Source organism: Streptomyces sp. NPDC029169 (assembly GCF_055563935.1).
The window spans coordinates 552257-577918 of the sequence record NZ_JBVHXA010000002.1; the positions used below are offsets into that span (position 1 = coordinate 552257).

General features: G+C 71.0%; 25 protein-coding genes. 13 read left to right on the plus strand and 12 right to left on the minus strand.

The features are described 5' to 3' along the window. Positions 1 to 83 precede the first annotated feature (83 nt). The 6 genes from ACZ4VI_RS06410 to ACZ4VI_RS06435 form a co-directional block, all read right to left on the minus strand. Positions 84 to 371 carry a DUF1416 domain-containing protein gene (locus ACZ4VI_RS06410; protein ID WP_128977887.1) on the minus strand — a complete coding sequence of 96 codons (288 nt, stop codon included), beginning with the start codon at positions 369 to 371 and terminating at the stop codon, positions 84 to 86. Between the two features lie 35 nt (positions 372 to 406). After that, positions 407 to 1246: a sulfurtransferase gene (locus tag ACZ4VI_RS06415; protein ID WP_467997138.1), complete on the minus strand. Its 840-nt coding sequence runs from the start codon at positions 1244 to 1246 to the stop codon at positions 407 to 409. Between the two features lie 462 nt (positions 1247 to 1708). After that, positions 1709 to 2398 (minus strand): LmeA family phospholipid-binding protein, encoded by a 690-nt coding sequence (locus ACZ4VI_RS06420; RefSeq protein WP_467997140.1) that lies wholly within the window; start codon positions 2396 to 2398, stop codon positions 1709 to 1711. A 96-nt stretch (positions 2399 to 2494) separates the two neighbouring features. Then, positions 2495 to 3532, minus strand: a complete 1038-nt coding sequence (locus ACZ4VI_RS06425; RefSeq protein ID WP_467997142.1) for a hypothetical protein — start codon at positions 3530 to 3532, stop codon at positions 2495 to 2497. 10 nt (positions 3533 to 3542) lie between these two features. Beyond that, entirely contained in the window at positions 3543 to 3797 is a 255-nt protein-coding gene (locus ACZ4VI_RS06430; RefSeq protein ID WP_467997144.1) for a MoaD/ThiS family protein, read from the minus strand. Between the two features lie 45 nt (positions 3798 to 3842). Then, a complete protein-coding gene (locus ACZ4VI_RS06435; RefSeq protein WP_467997146.1) occupies positions 3843 to 4646 on the minus strand; it encodes an alpha/beta hydrolase in 804 nt (267 codons plus the stop codon). A 240-nt stretch (positions 4647 to 4886) separates the two neighbouring features. On the opposite strand from ACZ4VI_RS06435, the gene ACZ4VI_RS06440 reads away from it, so the two are divergent. The 5 genes from ACZ4VI_RS06440 (at position 4887) to ACZ4VI_RS06460 (ending at position 10014) form a co-directional block, all read left to right on the plus strand. Further along, positions 4887 to 5702 (plus strand): response regulator transcription factor, encoded by an 816-nt coding sequence (locus tag ACZ4VI_RS06440; RefSeq protein ID WP_467997148.1) that lies wholly within the window; start codon positions 4887 to 4889, stop codon positions 5700 to 5702. A gap of 24 nt (positions 5703 to 5726) precedes the next feature. Beyond that, complete coding sequence (locus ACZ4VI_RS06445; protein ID WP_467997150.1) at positions 5727 to 6752, plus strand: LacI family DNA-binding transcriptional regulator; 1026 nt, start codon at positions 5727 to 5729, stop codon at positions 6750 to 6752. A gap of 99 nt (positions 6753 to 6851) precedes the next feature. Beyond that, positions 6852 to 7874, plus strand: coding sequence for a S1C family serine protease (locus tag ACZ4VI_RS06450; RefSeq protein WP_467997152.1), 1023 nt, complete (start codon positions 6852 to 6854; stop codon positions 7872 to 7874). 20 nt (positions 7875 to 7894) lie between these two features. Beyond that, positions 7895 to 8620, plus strand: a complete 726-nt coding sequence (locus ACZ4VI_RS06455) for a response regulator transcription factor (protein WP_467997153.1) — start codon at positions 7895 to 7897, stop codon at positions 8618 to 8620. Beyond that, positions 8617 to 10014 (plus strand): sensor histidine kinase, encoded by a 1398-nt coding sequence (locus tag ACZ4VI_RS06460; RefSeq protein ID WP_467997155.1) that lies wholly within the window; start codon positions 8617 to 8619, stop codon positions 10012 to 10014. The genes ACZ4VI_RS06455 and ACZ4VI_RS06460 overlap by 4 nt, the downstream gene beginning before the upstream one ends. A gap of 7 nt (positions 10015 to 10021) precedes the next feature. Here the strand turns inward: ACZ4VI_RS06460 and ACZ4VI_RS06465 are convergent, their stop codons facing one another. From ACZ4VI_RS06465 to ACZ4VI_RS06490, 6 genes are all read right to left on the minus strand, one after another. Continuing rightward, positions 10022 to 10564, minus strand: coding sequence for a PIN domain-containing protein (locus ACZ4VI_RS06465; RefSeq protein WP_467997157.1), 543 nt, complete (start codon positions 10562 to 10564; stop codon positions 10022 to 10024). Positions 10565 to 10579: 15 nt separating this feature from the next. Continuing rightward, positions 10580 to 11026 (minus strand): helix-turn-helix domain-containing protein, encoded by a 447-nt coding sequence (locus ACZ4VI_RS06470; protein ID WP_467997159.1) that lies wholly within the window; start codon positions 11024 to 11026, stop codon positions 10580 to 10582. A 103-nt stretch (positions 11027 to 11129) separates the two neighbouring features. Continuing rightward, entirely contained in the window at positions 11130 to 11996 is an 867-nt protein-coding gene (locus tag ACZ4VI_RS06475; protein WP_467997161.1) for a phosphatidylinositol-specific phospholipase C, read from the minus strand. Between the two features lie 360 nt (positions 11997 to 12356). Then, positions 12357 to 12836, minus strand: a complete 480-nt coding sequence (locus ACZ4VI_RS06480) for a hypothetical protein (protein ID WP_467997162.1) — start codon at positions 12834 to 12836, stop codon at positions 12357 to 12359. A 22-nt stretch (positions 12837 to 12858) separates the two neighbouring features. After that, complete coding sequence (locus ACZ4VI_RS06485) at positions 12859 to 14484, minus strand: vanadium-dependent haloperoxidase (RefSeq protein ID WP_467997164.1); 1626 nt, start codon at positions 14482 to 14484, stop codon at positions 12859 to 12861. A gap of 225 nt (positions 14485 to 14709) precedes the next feature. Continuing rightward, positions 14710 to 16524 carry a bifunctional metallophosphatase/5'-nucleotidase gene (locus ACZ4VI_RS06490; RefSeq protein WP_467997166.1) on the minus strand — a complete coding sequence of 605 codons (1815 nt, stop codon included), beginning with the start codon at positions 16522 to 16524 and terminating at the stop codon, positions 14710 to 14712. 270 nt (positions 16525 to 16794) lie between these two features. On the opposite strand from ACZ4VI_RS06490, the gene mshD reads away from it, so the two are divergent. From mshD to pstS, 8 genes are all read left to right on the plus strand, one after another. Next, on the plus strand, positions 16795 to 17721 hold the full coding sequence (gene mshD, locus ACZ4VI_RS06495) for a mycothiol synthase (RefSeq protein ID WP_467997168.1): 927 nt from the start codon (positions 16795 to 16797) through the stop codon (positions 17719 to 17721). A gap of 116 nt (positions 17722 to 17837) precedes the next feature. Further along, a complete protein-coding gene (locus tag ACZ4VI_RS06500) occupies positions 17838 to 18221 on the plus strand; it encodes a GntR family transcriptional regulator (protein ID WP_467997170.1) in 384 nt (127 codons plus the stop codon). Continuing rightward, positions 18218 to 19063 carry an ABC transporter ATP-binding protein gene (locus tag ACZ4VI_RS06505; protein WP_467997171.1) on the plus strand — a complete coding sequence of 282 codons (846 nt, stop codon included), beginning with the start codon at positions 18218 to 18220 and terminating at the stop codon, positions 19061 to 19063. Before ACZ4VI_RS06500 ends, ACZ4VI_RS06505 begins: the two co-directional genes overlap by 4 nt. Then, complete coding sequence (locus ACZ4VI_RS06510) at positions 19060 to 19971, plus strand: ABC transporter permease (protein ID WP_467997173.1); 912 nt, start codon at positions 19060 to 19062, stop codon at positions 19969 to 19971. The genes ACZ4VI_RS06505 and ACZ4VI_RS06510 overlap by 4 nt, the downstream gene beginning before the upstream one ends. Positions 19972 to 20259: 288 nt before the next feature. Further along, entirely contained in the window at positions 20260 to 22608 is a 2349-nt protein-coding gene (locus ACZ4VI_RS06515) for an RNA degradosome polyphosphate kinase (RefSeq protein ID WP_467997174.1), read from the plus strand. Next, on the plus strand, positions 22595 to 23749 hold the full coding sequence (locus ACZ4VI_RS06520; protein ID WP_467997176.1) for a CHAD domain-containing protein: 1155 nt from the start codon (positions 22595 to 22597) through the stop codon (positions 23747 to 23749). Before ACZ4VI_RS06515 ends, ACZ4VI_RS06520 begins: the two co-directional genes overlap by 14 nt. Next, the gene (locus ACZ4VI_RS06525) at positions 23746 to 24135 is read left to right on the plus strand and encodes an NUDIX hydrolase (protein WP_467997178.1); all 390 of its coding nucleotides are present in this window, start codon (positions 23746 to 23748) and stop codon (positions 24133 to 24135) included. The genes ACZ4VI_RS06520 and ACZ4VI_RS06525 overlap by 4 nt, the downstream gene beginning before the upstream one ends. A 363-nt stretch (positions 24136 to 24498) precedes the next feature. After that, entirely contained in the window at positions 24499 to 25635 is a 1137-nt protein-coding gene (gene pstS, locus ACZ4VI_RS06530; RefSeq protein WP_467997180.1) for a phosphate ABC transporter substrate-binding protein PstS, read from the plus strand. Positions 25636 to 25662: the final 27 nt, after the last annotated feature.

The window sequence follows — 25662 nt, forward strand, 5'->3', positions numbered from 1 at the left end:
ACCAAAGGGCCGTGCCTCTAAGTCCCGGATGGCGTCCAACCCCCCAGGAGGCACGGCCCTTCGGCCGGTTCAGCGGTGCGGTGTCACACCGCGATGGCGACCTCCGCGAGGCCGCCCTTCTGGGCCACGACCTGGCGGTCGGCGGTGCCGCCGGGGACCAGGGCGCGGACGGTCCAGGTGCCCTCGGCCGCGTAGAAGCGGAACTGGCCGGTGGCGGAGGTGGGGACCTCGGCCGTGAACTCGCCGGTCGAGTCCAGGAGGCGGACGTAACCGGTGACGGGCTCGCCGTCCTTGGTCACGTAGCCCTGGATGGTGGTCTCACCGGGCTTGATCGTCGAGGCGTCGGGGCCGCCGGGCTGCGCTCCACACATGATTTCTGTCCTTAAGTCCGTGCGTCCGGGTGGTCTTACTTGTTGGCGCCGAGCTCGATCGGCACACCGACGAGGGAGCCGTACTCGGTCCACGAGCCGTCGTAGTTCTTGACGTTCTCGACGCCGAGCAGCTCGTGCAGCACGAACCAGGTCAGCGCGGAACGCTCACCGATGCGGCAGTACGCGATGGTGTCCTTCGCCAGGTCGACCTGCTCGTCCTCGTAGAGGGCCTTGAGCTCGTCGTCCGACTTGAAGGTGCCGTCGTCGTTGGCGTTCTTCGACCACGGGATGTTGCGGGCGCTCGGCACGTGGCCGGGGCGCTGCGACTGCTCCTGCGGGAGGTGGGCCGGGGCGAGCAGCTTGCCGGAGAACTCGTCGGGCGAGCGCACGTCGACGAGGTTCTGGGCGCCGATCGCGGCCACGACGTCGTCGCGGAAGGCACGGATGGAGGTGTCCTGGGGCTTGGCCCTGTACTCGGTGGCCGGGCGGGCCGGGACCTCGGCGACCAGGTCGCGGGAGTCGAGCTCCCACTTCTTGCGGCCGCCGTCGAGGAGCTTCACGTCCTGGTGGCCGTAGAGCTTGAAGTACCAGTAGGCGTAGGAGGCGAACCAGTTGTTGTTGCCGCCGTAGAGGACGACCGTGGTGTCGTTCGCGATGCCCTTCGCCGAGAGGAGCTTCTCGAAGCCCTCCTGGTCGATGAAGTCGCGGCGGACCGGGTCCTGCAGGTCCTTCGTCCAGTCGATCCGGATCGCGTTGCGGATGTGGTTCTTCTCGTACGCGGAGGTGTCCTCGTCGACCTCGACGACGGCCACCTGCGGGTTGTCGAGGTTCGCCTCGACCCAGTCGGCGTCTACCAGGACGTCGCTGCGGCTCATGCTGTTTCTCCTCCGGGGCAGTGTTCGGCGGTGTGGTGCGGTGCTGCGGTGGTGCCTGCGGTGTCGCACGGGGTGGTGCGGGTACGCGTCAGTGCGTGCGTACGGCTACACGGGGTGGCCCCGACGGAGTGTCGAAGGGCCTCGGGGATACGGGACGTGAGCGTCCCGCTCAGATGGGGCGACAGAGCATGGCGGCGATGCGGCACAGGTCTACTGCCCGCCGCTTCGTGAGATCCGCCTGTCGCTTCATGCCCACGATCGTAGGGACGGACAGGCGGCCGTGTCACCGGTGTGTCGTATTTTGAGACGCGATCGTCCGAGATGCGGGACGCGATCGCAGAGAAGCGGTGTGCCGCCCGGGTCCGGGGTGGTCCGGTGGTGTGGTCTTTCTACGCATCGGACAGTGCCGTCTCAGTATGTGGCGGGGCGCGGTGGAGGTCGCGTGGTCGTACGGGCCCCGCTTCACCCCGCCAGCGCCACGTCCGAGCCCGTCACCTCGATCGCCACGCCGTCCTCGCGGGCCTCGATCTTCTGGAGCTTCATGCCCGCGGGCAGCCCGCCGATCTCACGGTCGAAGTCGGTGCGCTGCCGGATCCGGGACTCCACTACCGGAATGCCCTCGCCCGGCACCTCGTCGGCCCGTACGCGGATCGTGTCGCCGTCGACCAGGGTCACCGAGGAGACGACGCTGCGGGTGACCGTACGGCCCAGGATCTCGATCCCTCCCGTGACCTTCAGCTTGCCGTCGCCGCCGTAGGCGATCTTCACGTCACGGTCGGCGGCCGCTGTCAGGTCCGCGTACGAGATCAGTGCGGTCCCGGTCAGGGTGCGCGCGCGGGCGCTCGTGAACGCGTCGTTCACCGTCACCTCGTGGAGCGCGGCGGTCAGCTCGCTGATGCGGATCTTCCGGTCGCCGGCCGTGGCCTCGACGCCGGTCAGCACCACCTCGACCTCGTCGAGCCGCTTGTCCATGACCTGGGTCAGGAACGGGAAGCCCTTGATGTCGACGTCCGTCGAACCGGCCCGCGCGGGGCCGAGCCGCACCCGGTCGGCGGCCTCGGACTCGGCGTAGGCGACCGCGAGGCGGTCGACGCCCACGAAGATTCCGCCGAGCACGACGGCCACGATCAGCAAGATGCGCAGTGCTCGCATGGCCTGCCGCCCCCCATGAGATGTCTCCGGCCCCCGACACGAAGATCGACGTGCCGCGGGGCCGGATGGTTCCCGGACGTACTCAGGCGGACGTACTCAGGCGAGCGCACGCCCGAGGAGATACACGGCGGGGGCCGCGGCCGTCAGCGGCAGCGCGACGCCGGCCGTCATGTGCACGAAGCGGGACGGGTAGTCGTAGCTCGCGGCCCGCAGGCCGACCAGCGCGCACACCCCGGCCCCCAGGCCGAGCAGCGCGCCGGAGGTGCCCAGGTCGGTGAACCCGCCGGCCGCGATACCGGCGCCCGCGGCGGCGAGGAGCGCCACGACGACGGAGACCGGGCCGGGCAGCGGGAGGGCGCGGGCGACGACGGTGGCGGCGACGGCGAGGCCGCCGACGACCACGGCGTCGGGCGCGGCGCCGAGGTGCCCGGTCGCGACGATCGTCAGCGCGGCCGAGGCGACGGTGGCCATGAGGCCGTACATCCGCTCGTCGGGGTCGGCGTGGCTGCGCAGCTGGAGGACGAGGGTGAGCAGCACCCAGACGCCGAGGGTGCCGATGATCGCGGCGGGCGCGTTCTCCCGGCCTGCCGCGAGCAGGACGACGTCGGCGGTCAGGCCGCCGGCGAAGGCGAGGGCGATGCCCTGCCGGGCCGGCCACATGCCGTTGAGCCGGAACCAGCCGGCGGCGGTGACGGCCTGGAGCAGGACGAGCGGGACGAGCAGCCCGTACGAGCCGAGCGCGGCGCCGCCGGCGAGCAGGACGCCGAGCGCCGCGGTGAGGGCGGCCGGCTGGAGCCCGGGCTCGATGATCGGCGAGCGGCCCTCGGCCCGGGCGCGCTGGGCGTCGGTGAGGCGGGTGTGGCCGGAGGTGGTGGGTGCGGAGTACACGGGCGCGGGCGCGGGATCCGCCGGACCCACGGGGGCCTCGGGCGGCAGCGCGTGCGCGGGCTGCGACGCCAGATACGCCGGGTCGTACGCCACCGGCTGCACTGCCTGCTGGGGCGCCTGCTCGACCACCGGCTGGTACTGCGTGTCCCAGGTCTGGCCCTCCCACGTCTGGGTGACGTGCGGGTCCTGGTACTGGGGCTGATACCCGTACGGATCGGGGTACGGCTGCTGCTGATCGCTGCTCATGCTGTGCGGTTCACCCTCCTGCGAACGGCGGGAGCACCTCGACCGTGCCGCCCTCGGCAAGGCGTACGGTCTCATGCGCGCGGGTCCCGACGGGGTCGCCGTCGATGAGGAACGAACACCGCTGGAGTACGCGGACCAGCTCGCCCGGGTGCTTCGCGCGGGCGGCCTCCAGCGCCTCGGCCAGCGTCTCGGCGGTGTACGGCTCCTCGGCGACACCGGCGGCGGCCTTGGCCGCGGCCCAGTAGCGGATGGTTCCCGCTGCCATAGCGGCGCTCCCTTCGTTCGTGTGCGCGCCGCTGTCCATCATGGGCTATCCGCGCGTGAGCCAGTGCCCCAACCGGCGCAGCAGCTCCTCGTCCGCCGCGTTCTCGGCGTGGCCCATGCCGCGCTCCAGCCACAGTTCGCACCCGGCCGCCTCCGCCAGCGTCCGCGGGTGGTCGACGGGGAAGTACGGGTCGCGGTCGCCGTGGACGATCAGCAGGGGCGTCGGCGCGATCAGCGGGGCCGCCTCGACGGGCGACAGCGGTACGGGATCCCACGCGCGGCTGTCGATGCGGGTGCCGAGGCCGTAGCGGCCGACCAGGCGCCCCATCGGGCGGGTGATCACCCAGTGGACGCGGCGCATCGGAGGCGTACCCCGGTAGTACCAGCGGGCGGGCGCGCTCACGGCCGCGACGGCGTCGGCGTGGCCGCCGGTGTCCCGTTCCAGGGCCGCGTGGCGCAGGACGATCGAGCCGCCCATGGAGAAGCCGAGGGTCGCCACGCGCGCGTGGCCGAGCTCGCGGGCCCAGCGCACCGCCGCCGCGAGGTCGAGGACCTCGCGGTCGCCGACGGTGGAGCGGCCACCCGATCGGCCGTGTCCCCGGAAGGAGAAGGTGAGGACGGCGGCGTGCCCGGCGAGGGCACGGGCGGCGCGGCGGAGAGCGGGCCGGGCGGCCGAACCGGTGAAGCCATGGGCGACAACCAGCGCCGTATCCGCGACCCCGCGCGTACACGGTTCGTAAACAGCCTCGATACGGACGCCGTCTTCGGTGAGCAAAGTGGCACGCTGGAAGCCGGGTGTGGTCGAGGAAACATCCACGATGTGAAATCGACCCTCTGCCTCGGAACTCATGTGGGCTATTCTGCTTGGCAGAGGATCCGGGCGACGTAGCCCCCGGGTCCTTTTGCGTTTCCGGACCGTTGTTACGGACGGATGAACAAAGGCTCTCAGGGCGCGAGAGCCGGCAGTGAGCAACAGTGATCGAGCAGTGAGCAAGTGCCGCAGTAGTCCTCGCAGGGACCGAGGAGGAACCGACGTCATGGACGAGCGAAACAAGCACGACCGAACGACGACCCAGGCAGGTGGGGCGCGATGAGTTCACTGCTGCTCCTGACCAACGCCCTCCAGCCGTCGACCGAGGTGCTCCCCGCACTCGGCCTGCTGCTGCACAACGTGCGGGTGGCCCCCGCCGAGGGCCCCGCGCTTGTGGACACCCCCGGCGCGGACGTCATCCTCGTCGACGGCCGCCGCGACCTCCCGCAGGTGCGCAGCCTCTGTCAGCTGCTGCGCTCCACCGGGCCGGGCTGCCCGCTGATCCTCGTCGTCACGGAGGGCGGTCTCGCGGCCGTCACCGCCGACTGGGGCATCGACGACGTGCTGCTCGACACCGCGGGCCCGGCCGAGGTCGAGGCCCGGCTGCGGCTTGCGATGGGGCGGCAGCAGATCGTGGCCGACGACTCCCCGATGGAGATCCGCAACGGCGATCTCTCGGTGGACGAGGCGACGTACAGCGCGAAGCTCAAGGGCCGGGTCCTGGACCTGACCTTCAAGGAGTTCGAGCTCCTGAAGTACCTCGCGCAGCACCCGGGCCGGGTCTTCACCCGCGCCCAGCTCCTCCAGGAGGTCTGGGGGTACGACTACTTCGGCGGCACCCGTACGGTCGATGTCCACGTACGGCGGCTCCGCGCCAAGCTCGGCCCCGAGCACGAGTCCCTGATCGGCACCGTCCGTAACGTCGGCTACCGCTTCGTCACCCCGGAGAAGGTCGAACGGGCGGCGGAGGAGGCGCGGGCGAAGGAAGAGGCACGGGCGAAGGAAGAGGCCCGGGTCAAGGGTGCCGCGCGCGATGTCACCCCCTCGGAGGACACGAACGTGGCGGAAGCCACAGTGCGACCTGCCGGTAGGTAGGTCACCCCGCGTAGACTGCCGCGCGTGGCCAAGGTGACGCGGGATGACGTAGCGCGACTGGCGGGTACTTCGACCGCGGTCGTGAGTTACGTCATCAACAACGGACCCCGGCCGGTAGCCCCGGCCACGCGCGAGCGTGTCCTCGCCGCCATCAAGGAGCTGGGCTACCGCCCCGACCGGGTGGCCCAGGCGATGGCGTCCCGCCGTACGGATCTCATAGGCATGATCGTCCCGGACGCGCGCCAGCCGTTCTTCGGGGAGATGGCGCACGCCGTCGAACAGGCCGCCGCCGAGCGCGGCAAGATGGTCCTGGTCGGCAATTCGGACTACCGGGACGAGCGCGAGGTCCACTACCTCCGGGCGTTCCTCGGGATGCGGGTCTCCGGTCTGATCCTGGTCAGCCAGGGCATGAGCGAGCGGGCCGCGAGCGAGATCGAGGCCTGGGACGCGCGCGTGGTGCTGCTGCACGAGCGGCCCGAGGCGCTGGACGACGTGGCCGTGGTCACGGACGACATCGGCGGCGCGCAGCTCGCGACCCGGCACCTCCTCGAGCACGGGCACGCGTACGTGGCGTGTCTCGGCGGCGTCCCGAACACCCCGGCGGTCGGCGACCCGGTCGCGGACCACGAGGAGGGCTGGCGGCGGGCGATGCTGGAGGCGGGCCGCTCGATCGAGGGACGGCTCTTCCAGGCCCCGTACAACCGCTACGACGCGTACCAGGTGGCGCTGAAGCTGCTCTCCGGGCCTGACCGGCCGCCGGCCATCTTCTGCGCGACGGACGACCAGGCCTTCGGCGTGCTGCGCGCGGCGCGCGAGCTGCGGATCGACGTGCCGACGGAGCTGGCGGTGGCGGGCTTCGACGACGTGAAGGAAGCGGCGCTGACGGATCCGCCGCTGACGACGGTCGCCTCGGACCGGCCGGCGATGGCCCGGGCGGCGGTGGATCTCGTCCTGGACGACTCGCTGCGGGTGGCCGGCTCGAAGAGCGAGCGGGTGAAGCAGTTCCCGTCGGCGTTGGTGGTCCGCCGCTCCTGCGGCTGCGACGGCTGACCCCTTGGGCTGAGCCCTTATATCGGGCATACAGGCTTCTGTCGGGCTTCTCAGGCCGTCCTCAGGAAGCTCTCATGTACGGCTCCGAGAGTCGTATCCATGACGGACTACCAGCCCCAGCCGCAGCAGCCGTACTACCCGCCGCGTCCCCCGTACGACCCCACGCAGCCGGTCACGAACGACCCGGGTACGACGATCTGGCCGTCCGGCGGTCAGGCGCCCCCCGCCCCCGCCTCCCGCCGCCGGGCCAAGCGGGGCGTAGGGCTGATGGCGGCGGTGGCGATCGCCGCGGCCGCGGTCGGCGGCGGCACGGCCACCCTCGTCCAGCAGCTGACCGCGGACAGCGCGCCCACCGCGTCCGGCGTCAACGGCACGAACGTCTCCGCGAGCAGCAAGGGCACGGTCGCGGGCGTGGCCGAGGCCGTCTCTCCCTCCATCGTGGAGATCTCCGCGACCTCGGCCTCCGGCAAGTCCACCGGCTCCGGCGTGATCATCACGGGCGACGGCGAGATCGTCACCAACAACCACGTGATCTCCGGCGCCTCCTCGATCGGCGTGCAGCTGTCGAACGGGAAGACGTACGAGGCAAAGGTCGTCGGGACCGACCCGGACAAGGACCTCGCGCTGATCAAGCTGGAGGGCGCGTCGGGGCTGAAGGCGGCCACGCTCGGGAACTCCGACCAGGTGAAGGTCGGCGACGAGGTCGTGGCGATCGGCTCGCCCGAGGGCCTGACCGGCACGGTCACCAGCGGCATCGTCTCCGCGCTCGACCGCGATGTGACGGTGGCCAAGGACGACGGCGGCCAGGGCCGGCAGCAGCGGCCGCAGTACGACCCGCGGCAGGGCTGGCCCTTCGAGTTCGGCGGGCAGGAGTTCAACGGGGACACGGGCTCGTCGAAGACGACGTACAAGGCGATCCAGACCGACGCCTCGCTCAACCCGGGGAATTCCGGCGGCGCGCTGATCAATATGAACGGCGAGATCATCGGGATCAATTCGGCCATGTATGCGCCGAGTTCTTCGAACGGTTCTTCGGCCGGCAGCGTCGGTCTCGGATTCGCCATCCCCGTGAACACCCTCAAGGCCGACCTGGACAACCTCCGGGACGGCGGCTCGAACTGAACGCGTGCGAGGCTGGCACCATGACTGGCCCGGTGAACGAAGGCGACCGCATCCTCATCGTCGACGACGAGCCCGCCGTGCGGGAGGCGCTGCGGCGCAGTCTCGCCTTCGAGGGGTACGGGACCGAGGAGGCCGTCGACGGTGTCGACGCGCTCGCCCGCATGGAGTCGTACGCCCCCGATCTCGTCGTGCTCGACGTGCAGATGCCCCGGATGGACGGGCTGACGGCGGCGCGCCGGATCCGGGCGTCCGGCTCGACCGTGCCGATCCTGATGCTGACGGCGCGGGACACGGTCGGCGACCGGGTGACGGGGCTCGACGCGGGCGCCGACGACTATCTGGTGAAGCCCTTCGAGCTGGACGAACTGTTCGCCCGGATCCGGGCGCTGCTGCGGCGCAGCTCGTACGCGGCGGCCACGGAGGCGGCGCCCGAGGGCGACGTGCTGACCTTCGGGGATCTGCGGATGGACCTGGCGACCCGCGAGGTGACGCGGGCCGGGCGGGCGGTGGAGCTGACGCGCACGGAGTTCACGCTCCTGGAGATGTTCCTGGCGCATCCGCGCCAGGTGCTGACCCGCGAGCAGATCCTGAAGGCGGTGTGGGGCTTCGACTTCGAGCCGAGCTCGAACTCGCTCGACGTGTACGTGATGTATCTGCGGCGGAAGACGGAGGCGGGCGGCGAGCCACGACTGGTGCACACGGTGCGGGGCGTGGGCTACGTCCTGCGCGGCGGAGGCCCGGAGTGAGCGGTCCTGTGACGTGGTTCCGCTCGCGTCCACTGCGGTCGCGGCTCGCGCTGCTCACGGCGACGGCGGTCGCGGTGGCGGTCGCGGCGGTGTCGCTGGCGTGCTGGTTCGTGACGCGGGCGCAGCTGGAGGCGGAGCTGGACTCGTCGCTGCGCAGCAGCCGACTGGACGCGGGGTCGGTGCAGGCGCTGCTTGCGACGTGCCGGGCGCAGAGCGAGACGCCGGTCCCGACGGCCGGTTCGTACACGGTCCAGATCATTCTCACGAATGGGACGGTCTGCACGTCCGGGGCGTCGCCGGTGCCGGCGCAGGAGAGCGATCTGGCGGTGGCGCGCGGGCAGGTGCCGTACGCGCTGCACACGACGAAGGCCGACGACGGGACCGAGATGCGGGTGTACACCTACCCCGCGCAGCAGGGCCCGATCGGGATCGGCATCTCCGTCGCCCGGCCGCTGTCGGAGATCGACAACTCGATGTCCACGCTCGCCTGGGTGCTGCTCCTGGTCTCCGGGATCGGCGTCGTCGGCGCGGGGGCGGCCGGTCTGTGGGTGGCGCGGACCGGGCTCGAACCGGTGAACCGGCTGACGGGCGCGGTGGAGCACGTGGCCGCTACGGAGGACCTGACGGTACGCATCCCGGCGGAGGGCGAGGACGAGATCGCCCGTCTCTCGCGCTCCTTCAACGCGATGACGGCCGCGCTCGCGGTCTCCCGGGACCGCCAGGCGCAGCTGATCGCGGACGCGGGCCACGAACTCCGTACCCCCCTCACCTCTCTCCGCACCAACATCGAACTCCTCGCGCGCAGCGAGGAGACGGGGCGTGCGCTGCCGCCGGAGGACCGGCGGGCGCTGATGGCGTCGGTGAAGGCGCAGATGACGGAGCTGGCGGCGCTGATCGGCGACCTCCAGGAGCTGGCTCGCCCGGACGCGGTACAGCCGGGCCCCCTGGAGGTCGTACCGCTCCACACGATCCTGCGTTCGGCGCTCGCCCGGGCGCGGCTGCGCGGCCCCGAGCTGACCTTCGTCACGGACCTGGCGCCCTGGTACGTCCGGGCGGAACCGGCGGCCCTGGAGCGCGCACTGGTGAACGTCCTGGACAACGCGGTGAAGTTCTCGCCGCCGCGGGGCACGGTGGAGGTGACCCTGATGCGCGGCGAACTGACGGTCCGCGACCACGGCCCGGGCATCGCGCCGGAGGAACTCCCCCACGTCTTCGACCGCTTCTGGCGCTCCCCCTCGGCCCGCAGCCTCCCCGGCTCGGGCCTGGGCCTCTCGATCGTCGCCCGCACGATCCACCAGGCGGGCGGCACGGTGACCCTGACGGCGGCCGAGGGCGGCGGCACGTCGGCGGTCGTCCGCCTCCCGGGGGCACCGACGCCCCCGCCCGGAAGCTGACCAAACCTCAGATCCGGCGGCGGACCTCGGCTGCGAACTGGGTCGCGCCGCCGGCCGCGAGCCTGTCGAGCAGCCCGTGGACGTCCCGGGGCTCGCGCCGGTAGCGCGCGACCTGATGCCGAAGGACCGACAGGACGAGGACGGGCTCGAGGTCGAGGACGTCGAGCAGGAAGTCGTCGGGGTGCAGCACTTCGACGTCGTACGGGGCGGTGGACTCCTCGGGGAAGTCACGCACGTTCAGCGTGACAACGGCCTGGGCCTCGCCCCGCACGGCGGCGGCCAGGACGTGGCGGTCCTTGGGGTCATTGCTCATGACCGGCACGAGGGCTTCGTAACCCGTCACGAGGCTGTCGGGGAAGTGCCGGGTCAGGTTCTCGACCAGGTACTTCGCCGTCTCCTCGTTGCGCTTCTCGGCGATGTTCCGCCGAAGTTCTTCCAGAATGTCGGCCGACCAGAGCGGCTCGTAGATCTCGGCCTCGGTCAGCCGCAGCAGGGTGTCCCTCAAGTAGTTCGGAAAGAGGACACAGGTGTCCAGAACGACGCGCAGCACATCTCTCCCGGAAGATCAGTCGCCGTACAAGCCGGCTTCCTCTGTCAGTTCGACCAGCTCGTCCAGGCCCGTACGCCGCCTGGATCGGCGTAGCTCGCGGTAGGCCAGGACATCCGCCAGCAGGACGCGGCGGTGCCGGCCCGGCCTGGCAAAGGGGATGTCCCCTTGGTCCAGGAGCTTGACGAGCGTCGGGCGACTCACGCCCAACATGTCGGCTGCTTCCTGAGTGGTGAGAGTGGTCTGCTTGGGGGCGACGGTCACCGCCTTCCCCTCGGACAGCGCGTGAACGACGACGAGAAGGGCTTCGTACACCTCTGCGGGCAGCGCCTTGGTCGTGCCGTCGGGGCCACGCAGGAGGGCCGGCTCGGACGCGCTCGGCGCCTTGTCGAGAAAGGCCCACAGCTCCGCGATCTCGGCCCGGTGCTCCGGGAGGAGGGTCTTGTCTTCGGCTGTGCTGTGCATGGTGTCGTCTCCTTCGAGGCTCGTTCCAGCATGAGGCATATTCGAAAGAAACGCAAGCAACGAAAGAACCGAAACCCCTGGAGCAGGTACGACGCCCCCGCCGTCAGTTGTGGCGGAGGAGGGACTCGACCAGGCCTGAGCGGGTGTTCGGGAAGTCCATCGGGACGATGCCGAGGGCCTTCCAGGTGGTTGCCGGGCCGTCCAGGAAGCTGTGGACGCGGGGGTTGAGGTTGTCAGAGTTCCAGCGGGGTGGCAGGGACGCGGATGTGCTGACGAAGTTGATGTACAGCTTGCCGGGCTGCTCGACGGCCTTGCGGAAGTGCGCCTCGATCTTGGGGTACTTGGCGTTCGGCAGGGCGTTCCAGTCGTCCTGGATCGCGATGGCCCCGCCGTCCCACCACTTGAGGCCGGGCAGTCCCCCGTTGTCGGCGATGAGGACGACCTTGCCGCGGGCCTCGCCCAGGGTGGGGACCGTGGCGCCGATGCGGAAGAGGGAGCGCCAGCCCCGGTTGTCGAGGTAGTCGGTGAAGATGGCGCCGAAGGTGGCGTCGGAGTCCGACGAGTATTCCTGCTTGACCCGCATCAGGACGGTCTCGGAGGGGTGGGCGGCCAGGAAGTCGCGGCAGGCGATGAGCACGTCGCCGAACATCATGTTCTGGTACGAGGCGCCGTGGTGGATGGCGAAGGAGCCGCCGGTGACCCGGCAGCGGATGTCGAGGAAGCGGATTCCGGAGGCGAGCTGCTGGGCGATGGTGGTGTTCTGGCACTCGGACCAGAGGCCGCCGAAGCGGGCGCCGGAGTCGTGGGTGCCGGGGATGGTGAGCTTCTGGAGCGGGGTGGGGTCGCCGTGGCCGGCCATCCAGTCCTGGAGCCCGAGGGCTCCCTGGGTGCACGCCCGGGCGGGCGCGGCTCCGATGAGGACGGTGGCGCCGGCTGCCGCGGCTCCCGCGAGAAGGCTTCGTCGGTCCATGCGCGGAGTATGGCGCGTACGCGTCAAGTTTGCCCAGAGGTACGGGGGTACGCGAAAGGGCGGCGGCCGTCTTGCACGACCCGCCGCCCCCTCACCCTACGGACTACTTCACGACCGTGATGCGCCGTCGCCAAGGAGTTCGCCGCCAGGTACGCGTTGAACAGGTCCAGGACCGAGGCGCTGACCCGCTTGTTGCTGCCCTTCGCCAGCGCCGCGAAGCCCGTGATGCCGGCGGACTGCAGGATCTTCGGCGAGCTGGCGCCGATGTCTCCGGGACAGTGACCCGGCCGAAGGCCGGTTCCCGACGGGGAACCGGCCTTCTTGACCATTCAGGTGAGATTCACGCGCACATGACGTGGGTCACTGAGTGACGGTGAACGCGCACCAGGGTGTCCAGGCCGAGACCTGGTTGCCGCCGACCGTCTGCAGGCGGAACTGGTATGCACCCGGCTTCAGTTCGCCCGCAGCGAGAGCGAGGTTGAAGACCATGCCGTTCGGCCAGATCCGCTTGGTCTTGGTGATGAGCGCGGCCTCGCCCGGCTTGGCGACCTCGAAGGTGGCCCGCAGGGAGTGGTAACTCCTGTTCTTGCCCGCGTCCTTGCCGAACTCGGTCGGCGAGGCGGCGAGCGCGCCGCCGCGCGCGCCGGAGAGCACCGGGGTCGGGCCGCCCTCGCAGAACTGCGCCTGCTCGTACGGTCCGGCGAAAACCCGGAGAGTCCCCGGCACGCTGGGGTCGGCCTGCGATCCCGTCGCGTTCGCGCTGGCGACCGCGACGAAGACGAGCGCGGCGATCACACCGGCGGTCGCGACGCCGACGCGTCGGAGATGCTTTCTGGTCACGGGAAGACCGTCCTTTCCGGTACTAGCGCGGAACGTAGTAGAGGTGCGTGGAGCCGTCGTAGCCGTTCGCACAGCCGTAGGAGTTCCAGATGAGCTGGCCGTAGGTGTTCTCCGCCCCGTAGTCGTCACACCAGTACCAGGAAGCGTGGGAGCCGTCATACAGGTTCCCGACGGTCGTGGCACCCATGGGTTTGATCAGCCATTCCTTGCCCACGGTGGTGAGACGGGGGCTGCTGTACACGGGTGTCTTGTCGTTGTAACTCGTCGGGCCGTAGGAGTTGTTGATGATCTGGGCGGCGGCCTTCCGGCCTGTCGCGACGCCGAGGTCGCCGTCCCACTGGTAGTGCACACCGAGGTAGACCCGGCTTCGGGCGTTCTCGGTGGCCGCCGCGCTGAAGTTGGGGAAGGTGCGGGAGACCCCGACCGCATGCGGATCGTCGGTGGTGCCCGTGAAGGAGATGTTGTCCGTGCCGAAGAACTGCTTCATCGACTCGGCCCATGCTCCGGCGAAGGTCGCGTGCCCGGAGATGTAGGCGGGGAAGGGCGGGCTGAAGCGGTTCCCGGCTTCGTCGGCTGAGAGCGGTTGCCAGGAGCTGTTCTGCGGTGTGTCCGGGTTGCCGTCCGAGTCGGCCAGCTGGATGGCGCTCTCGGGCCGCCACAGATCGATGGGGGTCTGGTATTTCTGGTCCCAGGCGGAGATCCCCGCGTCCGCCATCGCGCCCGCGACCAGTGCGAAGAGCCGGACGTTGGCGAGCTGGTCGAGTCCGCGCTGCGCGGAGACGATCCGGGTGTGCTCGAAGAGCTGACCCGGCGGCTTGTATGTGCCGTTCAGGTCGTTGGCCCAGAACCAGGCTATCTGGGTCTGCTCGGCGGTCCGTGTCGTGCTGTTGGCCGCGCCGAGCTCCGCCACCTCCTTGAACTGGGCCGTGTAGGCAGGGCTCGTCAGCAGCTCGGGCATCGTCGCGAACCCGCCGGGCTGCTGCGGACGCAGGTCGGCCGCCGTGGTCTTGAACTGCGTCCACGGATAGTCGCCGTAGTCGATGAACTTCTTGACCTTGCCCCAGTTCGGAGTCGCCGCCGCACCGGAGCCCGTCGGCCGCCACTGGCCGGGTTCGGTGCTCGGGGTGTACGGCGTGGCATCCGCGGATCCGTCGCCGGTACGACGGGCGATCATCGCCGCGGCGGCCTTCTCGCCGACGCTCTGGCCCTCCGTGGTGGTGGCGTCGACCGGCTCGCCCGTGCGGGCCGCCGTGAGGTAGGGGGTGAAGTCGAGTGCGGGGAAGGCGGATTTGAGGACGTTGTAGGCGGCGTGGTCCATCGCTGCCTCGACGTTGGGAGCGACGCCGGCCTTCACGCTGATGCCGGGGGTGTAGAGCGCCCCCAGGCAGTTTTCCGGCTTGAAGCCGCCGCTGCTGTGGCAGCGGCCGGCGTTCGCGGCGTCGTACATGGCCAGATGCATCATGGCCCCGGCCCGTGCCAGGGGTCCCGGAGCGCCGCCCGTGGTCACGTAGGCGTCGATCAGCGCCTGGTTCCAGTAGAGGACTCGGTCGCCTGTGGTTGAACTGGCGTGCGCGGGCGCCGATATGCCCATGCATGCCAGAAACAGCGCCAGGACGACGGTGATGGAGCGTCTGGCAGGATGTTTCACAGTCTTGCCCCTCCAGAGATCCCAGAGATCATAGAAACTGATCGTGTCGACAAGATCACATGCAGCATACGATCAGCGTCCGCCCGGGTTGCCGGTCCGGAATGAAAAATGCCGCGTGAACATGGCTGGATCACGTCCAGACGTCTTCGCCTGTTGAGCCCGAAGTGGCCTCCGGACACGGCGAAGGGTCCGGGGGCAGCGCCCCCGGACCCTTCGCGCGGTCGGTTACTTGATGACGTTCACCCGGTCCGCCGCAGGCGCCTGCAGCGGGCTGGTCTCCGTGGAGTTGGCGGCCAGGTAGGTCTCGAGGGCCATCAGGTCGTCCTGGCCGACATGCAGGTTCGCGCCCTTGGCCAGCTCCGAGAAGCCGTCACTGCCGCCGGTGAGGAAGGAGTTGGCGGCGACCCGGTAGGTCTTCGCCTGGTCCAGCGGGGCGCCCGCGACGCGGATGGAGTCGGTGACGATCCGGTCCGCGCCCGTCTTGGTCATGTCGAGCGTGTACGTCAGACCCGACGGGGCCAGGATCTTCGGGGCGGCCGCGTTGGCGCCGGAGACCTGCTGCTGGAGGACGGTGAGCAGCTGGGCGCCGGTGAGGTCGACCAGGTTCACCGTGTTGCCGAAGGGCTGCACCTTGAAGGCCTCGCCGTACGTCACCACGCCGTCGCCCTCACCGGCCGGAGAAGCCGCGTGGACCAGGTCGGCGCGCACGCCGCCCGGGTTCATCAGCGCCACGGACGCGGCCGGGTCCACGGTCTTGGCGTACGCCAGCTGGGCGTCGGCGATCAGGTTGCCGAGCGAGGAGTCGTCGAACTCCAGGGTGGTCTTGATGTCCGAGGCGATGTGACCGATCGGGCGGTTGGCGATGGGGGCCGCCATGGTCTGGTAGCGGCTGATCAGCGACGTCATGTCCGGGGCCGCGTTGTTCCGGTACACCACGTGGTTGGCGGACTTCACCGTCGTACGGACGATGTCGCCGGTGCGGCGGTCGTACGTCAGCGACGTGTCGGTGTAGAGCCGGCCGAACGAGGCGGCGGAGGTCACCGTGCGCGGGTTGCCCTCCGGGTCCGGGATGGTGCACGCGTACGCCGTGTGCGTGTGGCCGGTGACCAGCGCGTCGACCTTGGCCGTGACGCCCTTGGCGATGTCGACGATCGGGCCGGAGATGCCGGAGCCCGCGCCGGCGGCGTCGCAGTCGTAGTTGTACGCCCCCGAGGCCGGGAAGCCGCCCTCGTGGATCAGGGCGACGATGGACTTCACGCCCTGGCGCTGGAGCTTCGTGGCGTAGTGGTTGATCGTCTTGATCTCGTCGTGGAACGTCAGGCCCTTGATGCCGTCAGCGGTGACGATGTTCGACGTACCCTCCAGGGTGACGCCAATGAAACCTATCTTCACGCCGTTCTTCTGCCACACGTACGTGGGGTCGAGGATCGGCTTGCCGGTCTTGTCGTCGGTGACGTTGGCGGCCAGGAACGGGAATTCGGCGCCCTCGAAGGTGCGGCCCTCCGCGTAGCAGCCCTCCTTCGGGTGGCAGCCGCCGTTCTGCATGCGCTCCAGTTCGGTGCGGCCCTCGTCGAACTCGTGGTTGCCGACGCCGGTGACGTCCAGGCCGAGGCCGTTCATCGCCTCGATGGTCGGCTCGTCGTGGAAGAGCGCCGAGGTGATCGGGCTGCCGCCGATCAGGTCGCCTGCAGCCGCGGTGATCGAGTAGGGGTGGCCCGAGCGGGCCGTGCGCAGCGAGTCGGCCAGGTACTCGACGCCACCGACGCCGTTGATGGTCTTGACGGTGCCGTCGGGCTGGATCTCCGTGAGCCGCGCCGAGGAGCTCGTGGGAGGCTCGAGGTTGCCGTGGAAGTCGTTGAAGGACAGCAGCTGGACGTCCTGGTAGCGGCCGGACTGCTTGCCCGAGCGGCCGGCCTCGCCGGCGCTCGCGGTGCCCGGCAGCGCTGCTGCGAGCGCTCCCACGGTGGCGAGGCCGGCCACAGCCGCGAGGAGCCGGTGCGTACGGCGTCTGCGGTGCTGGTGCTGAGGAGTGGTAGGCATGCGCCCCCCTGTGGTGCATGTGAAGTGAAGTCTCGGTCCGGGCGCAGCCTAGGGTCAACGCGCGTAGCGCAACAGGGGGTCACGGGTTACGAGCTGATTGCCTTTGTCACTCCGCGCGGCGTACGCCCCGCCCGGCGACCGCCGGAGCCGCACCCGACCGCCGTCCGTCCACCACCCGTCCGCCACCCGTCCACCACCCGTCCGCCGTCCACCTGACGGTCTCCGGGTGATCTCCCACGGGCCGAAGCGACACGGCCGTAGGCTCGGAGCATGACTCCTGACCCGACACCGGCCCTTGAACCCGGACGGCAGATCCACACCCTCGACGAGCTCTCCCCCGAGCAGGTCCAGGACGTCCTCGACCTGCTGGAGGCGGCCGACCGCGCGGACGGCGTCCACGCCGTCTCCGAGCAGGGACGGCTGTATCTGCGGCACGGCCGGCGCGAGGGCGTACGGCACTTCCTGCTCACGGTCGGCCCGCACCTCTACGGCTACGCCCAGCTGGAGGACACCGACCCGGTGGAGGCCCCGGCGGCCGAACTGGTCGTGCACCCCTCGCACCGCGGCCGGGGCCACGGCCGGGCGCTCGGGACCGCGCTGCTCGCGGCCTCGGGCAAGCGGCTGCGGGTGTGGGCGCACGGTGGGAAGTCGGCGGCCCGGCACCTGGCCCAGGTGCTCGGCCTGACCCTGTTCCGCGAACTGCGCCAGCTGCGCCGCTCCTTGGCGCCGCTCGACATCCCCGAGCCGGTCCTGCCGGAGGGCGTCACGGTCCGCACCTTCGTACCCGGCCAGGACGACGCGGCCTGGCTCGCCGTGAACGCCGCCGCCTTCGCGCACCATCCCGAGCAGGGCTCGCTCACCCAGCGGGACCTCGACGACCGGATCTCCGAGCCATGGTTCGACCCCAAGGGCTTCTTCCTCGCGGAGAAGGAGGGGCGGCTGATCGGCTTCCACTGGACGAAGACGCACGCCGAGGATCAGCTCGGCGAGGTGTATGTGATCGGGATCCTGCCCGAGGCGCAGGGCAGCGGCCTCGGCAGGGCGCTCACGGCGATCGGGCTCCGCCACCTGGCGGCGCAGGGGCTGCCGACGGCGATGCTGTACGTGGACGCGGACAACACGGCGGCGCTGACGGTGTACGAGCGGCTGGGCTTCGTCACGCACGAGGTGGACCTGATGTACCGCACGGAGTCGTGAACACGGTCTGAGCGGGGGGCGGTTGACACCGTCTGAGCAGGGGGCGGTTGACACCGCCCCCTGCTTTCCACCACCCTTTCACTACTTGATTAGTGAAAGGGTGGTGGAAGAACGACATGCTCGAGTACCGCATCGACCGGCGCAGCGGCGTCGCCACCTACCTCCAGATCGTCCAGCAGACCAAACAGGCCCTCCGTATGGGCCTGCTTGAACCGGGCGACCGGCTGCCCACCGCGCGCGAGGTCGTCGAGGCGACGGCCATCAACCCGAACACGGTCCTCAAGGCCTACCGCGAGCTGGAACGCGAGGGCCTCGTCGAGGCCCGCCGGGGCCTCGGCACCTTCGTCCGCGCGACGCTCGGGACCAGCCCTGCGGACTCGCCCCTGCGGGGCGAACTCGCCGACTGGGCGCGCCGGGCGCGGGAGGCCGGCCTGGAGAGGGACGACGTGGCCGCGCTCTTCACTTCCGTACTGAAGGAATTCTTCGAGGGGGACGCATGACCAGTGGTACGGCCCTGAGCACCGAGGGCCTCGGCAAACGGTACGGAGGACGGGGACCCGGCTGGGCCCTGCGAGACTGCACCTTCGCTCTCCCCGCCGGCCGCGTCTGCGCGCTCGTCGGCCCCAACGGCGCCGGCAAGTCGACGCTCCTGGCCCTCGCGGCGGGTCTGCTCAGGCCCACCGAGGGCACGATCCAGGCCCCCGCCCGCGAGAACCTCGCGTACGTCGCCCAGGACAAGCCGCTCTACCCGCAGCTCACCGTCGCCGAGACGCTGCGGATGGGCCGCGAGCTCAACCCCGGGCGCTGGGACGGTGCCGTGGCCGAGCGGATCACCGGCGAGCTCGACCCCGGCGCCCGCGTCCGCAGCCTCTCCGGCGGCCAGCGCACCCGCGTCGCGCTCGCCCTGGCGCTCGGCAAGCGGCCCGACCTGATGCTCCTCGACGAGCCCATGGCCGACCTGGATCCGCTCGCCCGCCACCAGCTCATGGGCGTCCTGATGGCCGACGCGGCCGAGCGCGGCACGACGGTCGTCATGTCCTCGCACATCCTCGGCGAGCTGGAGGGCGCCTGCGACCACCTGCTCCTCGTCGACGGCGGCCGGATCCGCCTCGACGGCGCGATCGAGGACCTCCTCGCGGCGCACACCCTGCTCACCGGCCCGGTCGCGGACCTCGCCCCGCACACGGTCGTCGAGTCCCGTACGACGGGCCGTCAACTGACCGCCCTGGTACGGAGGGAGGGCCCCGTCGAGGGCCCGTGGGACACCACCCAGCCATCCCTGGAGGACCTCCTCCTGGCCCACCTCCGCGCCACCCGCACCCCCGAAGGAGCCTCCGCATGAGCAGCCTCGCGTTGAAGGGCCCGTACTGGGTGACGGTCCGCCAGCACCGGCGGGCGCTGTGGGTGGCCGCGGCGACCGTCGCCCTAGGCCTGGTCTGCGTGGGAGGCCTGCGCTTCTGGGACTCCCGCGTCCCGGGCACCAACCAGGACAACGGCTACGCCCTGCTCCGGATCGGCATGGAGTACTTCGCCGTGGGCATGGTCCTCCTCCCCCTGCTCGTCGGCGCCTTCGTCGCGGGCCCGATGGTCGCCCGCGAGCTGGAATCGGGGACGTACAAGCTGGCCCTGACCCAGTCCGTCACCCCGGCCCGCTGGCTCGCCTCGAAGCTGCTGACGGCCGCCGCGGTGACGGTGGTGGGCACGCTCGCGCTGATGGCCGTCTACGGACTCGGCCTCCCCCGGGTGGCGGGTGACTGGCAGTTCACCTGGGAGGAGCGGGGTACGTACGAGGCGACCGGCCCCCTCCTCGTGGCGCAGGCCCTGCTCGCGCTCGCGGTCGGCGCGCTCGTCGGCCAGCTCGTGCGGCGCACGGTCGTGGCCATGGCGGCGACGGGGGTGACGGTGGGGGCGGTGCTGCTCACGCTGAGCGCGCTGCGCTGGGATCTCCTGCCGGTGCAGACGATCACGGGCCCGTACGGTCCCACGCTCTGGGTGCCCGACGGCGGCTTCCCGACGGAGTCCGGACTGCTCTCCACCACCGGGCAGCGGCTGCCCCTCTGGTACTGCCCCGAGCCGCTGAACGGGAGCGGGGTGTGCCGGGCCGACGAGGGCATCGCCGCCCAGTACGTGGACTACCACCCGGCCTCCCACTTCTGGCCCACCCAGCTCATCGAGACCGGCATCGTCCTCGCCCTCGCCGCCCTCGCCCTCCTCGCCGCCTTCCGGGTCCTGCGCACCCGGCACCCGTAGCACCCCGGCACCCGTAGCGGCCAGCACCCGTAACGCCCGGCACGGGTAACGTACGGATCGAGCCACCGAAAACCGGTCGGCGGGGCCTTCAGGGGCCCCGCCCCCGATTCCCGCACGTCATGTCGTTGTTACCAGCCATTCAGACGCGCTTGCGACGCTCACGCAATGCAGCCCGCCGTGCCTCCTCGTGCCCAGGGGCGCCCCCAGGGGCTCCCCAAAGGGAGACTTCCCGCGCCCACGGCCCGCTCCGACGCGCCTGACCACCCCTTCGCGCGGAAGAATGGGGCCATGAGCCACCAGCCCGCCGAGGTCCCGGTCCAGCCCTCCGCCACGCCGTCCGCGAAGAACGCGAAGAACGCGAGGACGTCGCCGAAGGCGTCCCCCAAGACGTCCGCGAAGAAGCCCGCGAACGGGCTCCCGAACGGCGAACCGGCCACGCAGCAGAACGCGCAGCCCACGGTCGGTTCCATAGCCGCGCACCGCCCGTACGCCGTCCACCCGGGCCCGGCCTCGGACCTGGCACCCGAGCTGGACACCGACGTCGACGCGTACGTGGACGAGGGCACTGCCGGAGAACTCCCCCAGGGCCGCTTCCTCGACCGCGAACGCAGCTGGCTCGCGTTCAACGAGCGCGTCCTCGAACTGGCCGAGGACCCCAACACGCCCCTCCTCGAACGGGCGAACTTCCTCGCGATCTTCGCGTCGAACCTCGACGAGTTCTTCATGGTCCGCGTGGCCGGTCTCAAGCGCCGCATCGCCACCGGCGTCGCCACCCGCTCCGCCTCCGGGCTGCAGCCCCGCGAGGTCCTGGAGCTGATCTGGACCCGCTCGCGCGAGCTCATGGCCCGGCACGCCGCCTGCTACCAGCAGGACGTCGCCCCGGCCCTCGCCGACGAGGGCATCCACCTCATCCGCTGGCCCGACCTCACCGAGAAGGAGCAGGCGCGCCTCTTCACCCTGTTCCGCCAGCAGATCTTCCCGGTCCTCACGCCGCTGGCCGTGGACCCCGCGCACCCCTTCCCGTACATCTCCGGCCTGTCCCTGAACCTGGCCGTGGTCGTACGCAACCCGGTCAGCGGCCACCGGCACTTCGCCCGCGTCAAGGTTCCGCCCCTGCTCTCCCGCTTCCTGGAGGCCTCCCCGCAGCGTTACGTCCCGCTGGAGGACGTCATCGCGGCGCACCTGGAGGAGCTCTTCCCTGGCATGGAGGTGCTGGCCCACCACATGTTCCGGGTGACGCGGAACGAGGACCTGGAGGTCGAGGAGGACGACGCCGAGAACCTGCTCCAGGCCCTGGAGAAGGAGCTCCTGCGCCGCCGCTTCGGCCCGCCGGTCCGCCTGGAGGTCGAGGAGTCCATCGACCCGTACGTCCTCGACCTGCTCGTCCGCGAGCTGAAGGTCTCCGACGCCGAGGTCTACCCGCTGCCCGGCCCGCTCGACCTGACCGGCCTCTTCGGGATCGCCTCGCTCGAGCGGCCCGAGCTGAAGTACCCCAAGTTCGTCGCCGGCACCCACCGGGACCTCGCCGAGGTCGAGTCAGCGTCCGCGCCCGACATCTTCATGGCGCTGCGCGAGCGGGACGTGCTGCTGCACCACCCGTACGACTCCTTCTCCACCTCCGTCCAGGCCTTCCTGGAGCAGGCGGCCGCCGACCCGGACGTCCTCGCGATCAAGCAGACGCTGTACCGGACCTCCGGCAAGTCCCCGATAGTCGACGCCCTGATCGACGCCGCCGAGAACGGCAAGCAGGTCCTCGTCCTCGTCGAGATCAAGGCCCGCTTCGACGAAGGGGCCAACATCAAGTGGGCGCGCAAGCTGGAGGAGGCCGGCTGCCATGTCGTCTACGGCCTCGTGGGCCTGAAGACGCACTGCAAGCTGTCGCTGGTCGTCCGGCAGGAGGGCGACGTGCTGCGCCGTTACTCGCACGTCGGCACCGGCAACTACCACCCGAAGACGGCCCGGCTCTACGAGGACCTCGGCCTGCTCACCGCCGACCCGCAGGTCGGCGCCGACCTCTCCGACCTGTTCAACCGGCTCTCCGGCTACTCCCGCCGCGAGACCTACCGCCGACTGCTCACCGCCCCGAAGTCCCTGCGCGACGGTCTGGTCTCCCGGATCCACAAGGAGATCGCCCACCACCAGGCGGGCCGGCCGGCGTACGTCCGGATCAAGGTCAACTCGATGGTCGACGAGGCGGTCATCGACGCCTGCTACCGGGCCTCGCAGGCGGGCGTCCCGGTCGACATCTGGGTCCGCGGCATCTGCGCGATCCGCCCGGGCGTCCCCGGCCTCTCCGAGAACATCCGGGTCCGCTCGATCCTCGGCCGCTTCCTGGAGCACTCCCGGATCTTCGCCTTCGGCAACGGCGGCGAGCCCGAGGTCTGGCTGGGCAGCGCCGACATGATGCACCGGAACCTCGACCGGCGCATCGAGGCCCTGGTCCGGGTCTCCGACCCGGCCCACCGGGCGGCCCTGACCCGGCTCCTGGAGACCGGAATGTCCGACACCACCTCCTCCTGGCACCTCGGCCCGGACGGGAACTGGACGCGCCACGCGACCGACCCCGAGGGCCAGCCGCTGCGGCACGTCCAGGAGATGCTCATCGACGCGCGGAGGCGCCGGCGTGCAAAGCCCTGACCACCTTTCCGCCACTGCGGGCGTCACGGCGGGAGAGGTCCTCTCCCCCTACCTCCAGGCGCGGGCCGGAGACTTCCTGCGCGCTCTCCGCCTGCACACGGAGAGCGGCGCGGACACGGCCGGCGCGGCGGAGGCCGCCCGGTCCCTGCGGGCCGCCGCCCGCCGCATCGGCGGGACGCTGCACACCTTCCGGCCGCTGCTCGACGCCCCCTGGGCCGACCAGCTCCGCACCGAGCTGACCTGGCTCTCCGGCACCCTCGCCCTGGAGCACGCCTGCACGGCACGCCTCATCCGCCTGGTGGACGCCCTGTCCCGCCTGTCGAACGGCGGGCAGGGTCCCGTCCCGGCGCCGCGGGGTACGGAGGGGAGCAGCGGGGGCCCGGTCCCGGCAGCGCGCGGTACGGAGGGGAGCCCCGGCCTGCCGAGCGGGAGCGGTCCCGTCCCCGGGGCGCGCGGTACGGAGGCGGGCCCCGGTCTGCCGAGCGGCGGGAGCCCCGTCCCGGCAGCGCGCGGTACGGAGGGGGGCCCCGGATTGTCGGTCGGTGCCGCCCGGGCCGGTGCCCTGCTCGAACGCCAGCTCACCCTGGCCCGTACGCGCGCCCACTCCGCCGCGCTCCAGGCGCTGGGCTCCTCCCGCTTCCACGCGGTCGCGGACGCGGTCGCGCTCCTCGCCTCCGAGGTGCCGCTCGGGCCCGCCGGGTCGGCCCAGGCCCTCGAGGTCCTCGACGCACCGGCCGCGGTCGTCGAGCGCCGCCTCATGGAGGCCGTGTCCGGCCTGCCGCTGGCGCGCGCGGCCCACCCGTACAACGCCGACGCGCTCGCCCTCGCGGCCGGCGAGGCGCAGGACGTCCCCTGGCACCAGACCCGGCTGCTGCTGCGGCTGCACCGGTACGCGTGCGAGGTCCTGCACGGCGGCGCCGCCCCCGACCCGGTCCTCGGCGAGGCCGGCCGGGCCCTGGACCGCCACCGCGACGCCTCCGAGGCGGCCGCCGCCGCGGCCGCGGCCGCCCGCACGCCCCGTATAGCCCCGGCCACCGCGTACGCACTGGGCGTCCTCCACGCGGACCAGCGCCACGAGGTCGAAGCGGCCCGCTTCGCCTTCCAGCGCGCCTGGCAGCACGCCACGGCGCCGGTGCCGTGATCCGGGCGGCGGGCTGCGTCCTCTGGCGCCCGGCCCCCTCGGGCCAGGGCATCGAGATCGCTCTGGTTCATCGACCGAAATACGGCGACTGGTCGCACCCGAAGGGGAAGCTGAAGCACGGCGAGTCGGCCGAGGAGTGCGCGGTACGGGAGGTACGGGAGGAGACAGGCCAGTCCTGCATCCTCGGCCCGCGCCTCCCGACGGCCCGCTACCTGGCGGACGGCCGCCCGAAGGAGGTCGCGTACTGGTCGGCCGAGGCCCTGGGCGGCACATTCAAGCCATCACGGGAGATCGACCGCGTCGAGTGGTTCACGCCGACGGAGGCCTGCGCCCGCCTGACCCAACAACGAGACCGCGAGCTGGTCGACGCACTCCTCTCGCACTAGTCGCGGGCAACCTTTCCGCTGCCCCACCCGCCCACTCCCGTGTGGGCAATCGTTCCGCTGGGGCGGAACGATTGGGCACACGGAACGGCGCCCCTGCGGGCGCGTCCGCCCCGTGCCCCCGGCGCCCACGTGCCCCGCGCCCTTGCCCGGTCGGCCGCCCGCCCAAGGGCCCCGCACCGCGCCTTACGACACGGTTCACTTTCCGTTCACCCTCTCCCGTCGGCCGCTTCACCTGTTCTGCCTAATTTCGGTCGTACAAGGTGCGCAACCCCAGCGCTGCGCCCCCAACCCCGACACACGCCGCCGTACAACGTTCAGGACACCCGGTCCGCGGCAGGCGGCTTCTGGAAGGAACACCCGAAAGTGAAGCTTTCGCGCAAGAACGGGCTTCGCGCCTCCGCGATCGGTGCCCTCGTCGTTTCCGGCGCCCTCGTCCTGTCGGCGTGTGGTTCGGACAACAACACCGGCGAGACGCCGAACGGCGAGAAGACCACGGCCGCCGCGTCGAACATCAAGTGCGACGGCGCCAAGGGCCAGCTCCTCGCGGCGGGCTCCTCCGCGCAGAAGAACGCGATGGACCTCTGGGTCAAGAACTTCCAGGAGGCCTGCTCCGGCGTCGAGGTCAACTACCAGGCCATCGGCTCCGGCGGCGGTATCACCAAGTTCAACCAGGGCCAGGTCGCCTTCGCGGGCTCCGACTCCGCCCTGAAGGACGAAGAGGTCGCCGAGTCGCAGAAGATCTGCAAGGGCGGCAAGGGCATCAACCTGCCGATGGTCGGTGGCCCCATCGCCATCGGTTACAAGCTGGACGGCGTGGACAACCTGGTCCTGGACGCCCCCACCATCGCCAAGATCTTCAACACCGACATCAAGAAGTGGAACGACCCGGCGATCGCCAAGCTGAACCCGGGCGTCAAGCTGCCGGACACCAGCATCCAGGCGTTCCACCGCTCCGACGAGTCGGGCACCACCCAGAACCTGGGCAAGTACCTCTCCACCGCCGCCCCGGCCGACTGGAAGCACGACCCGAAGACGAAGTCGTGGCCCGCCCCGGGTGGCCAGGCCGCCAACGGTTCCTCCGGTGTCGCCACCGCGGTCAAGGACGCCGAGGGCTCCATCGGCTACTTCGAGCTCTCCTACGCGACCGCCAACAAGATCTCCACGGTCAAGGTGAACACCGGCGCCTCCGCCCCGGTCGAGGCCACCCCGGAGAACGCGTCCAAGGCCATCGCCGCCGCGAAGGTCAAGGGCACCGGCTCCGACATGGCCCTCTCCCTCGACTACGCCACCAAGGCCGAGGGCGCCTACCCGCTGATCCTCGTCACCTACGAGATCGCCTGCGACAAGGGCAACAAGGCGGAGACCCTGCCGACCCTGAAGGCGTTCCTCAACTACACCGTCAGCGAGGAGGGCCAGAAGGTCCTCGCCGATGCCGGTTACGCCCCGCTCCCGGCCGACATCGCGACCAAGGTCCGCGCGATCGTCCCCACCCTGTCCTGATCCCCGGCCGGGGCCGGTCCGTCGCCC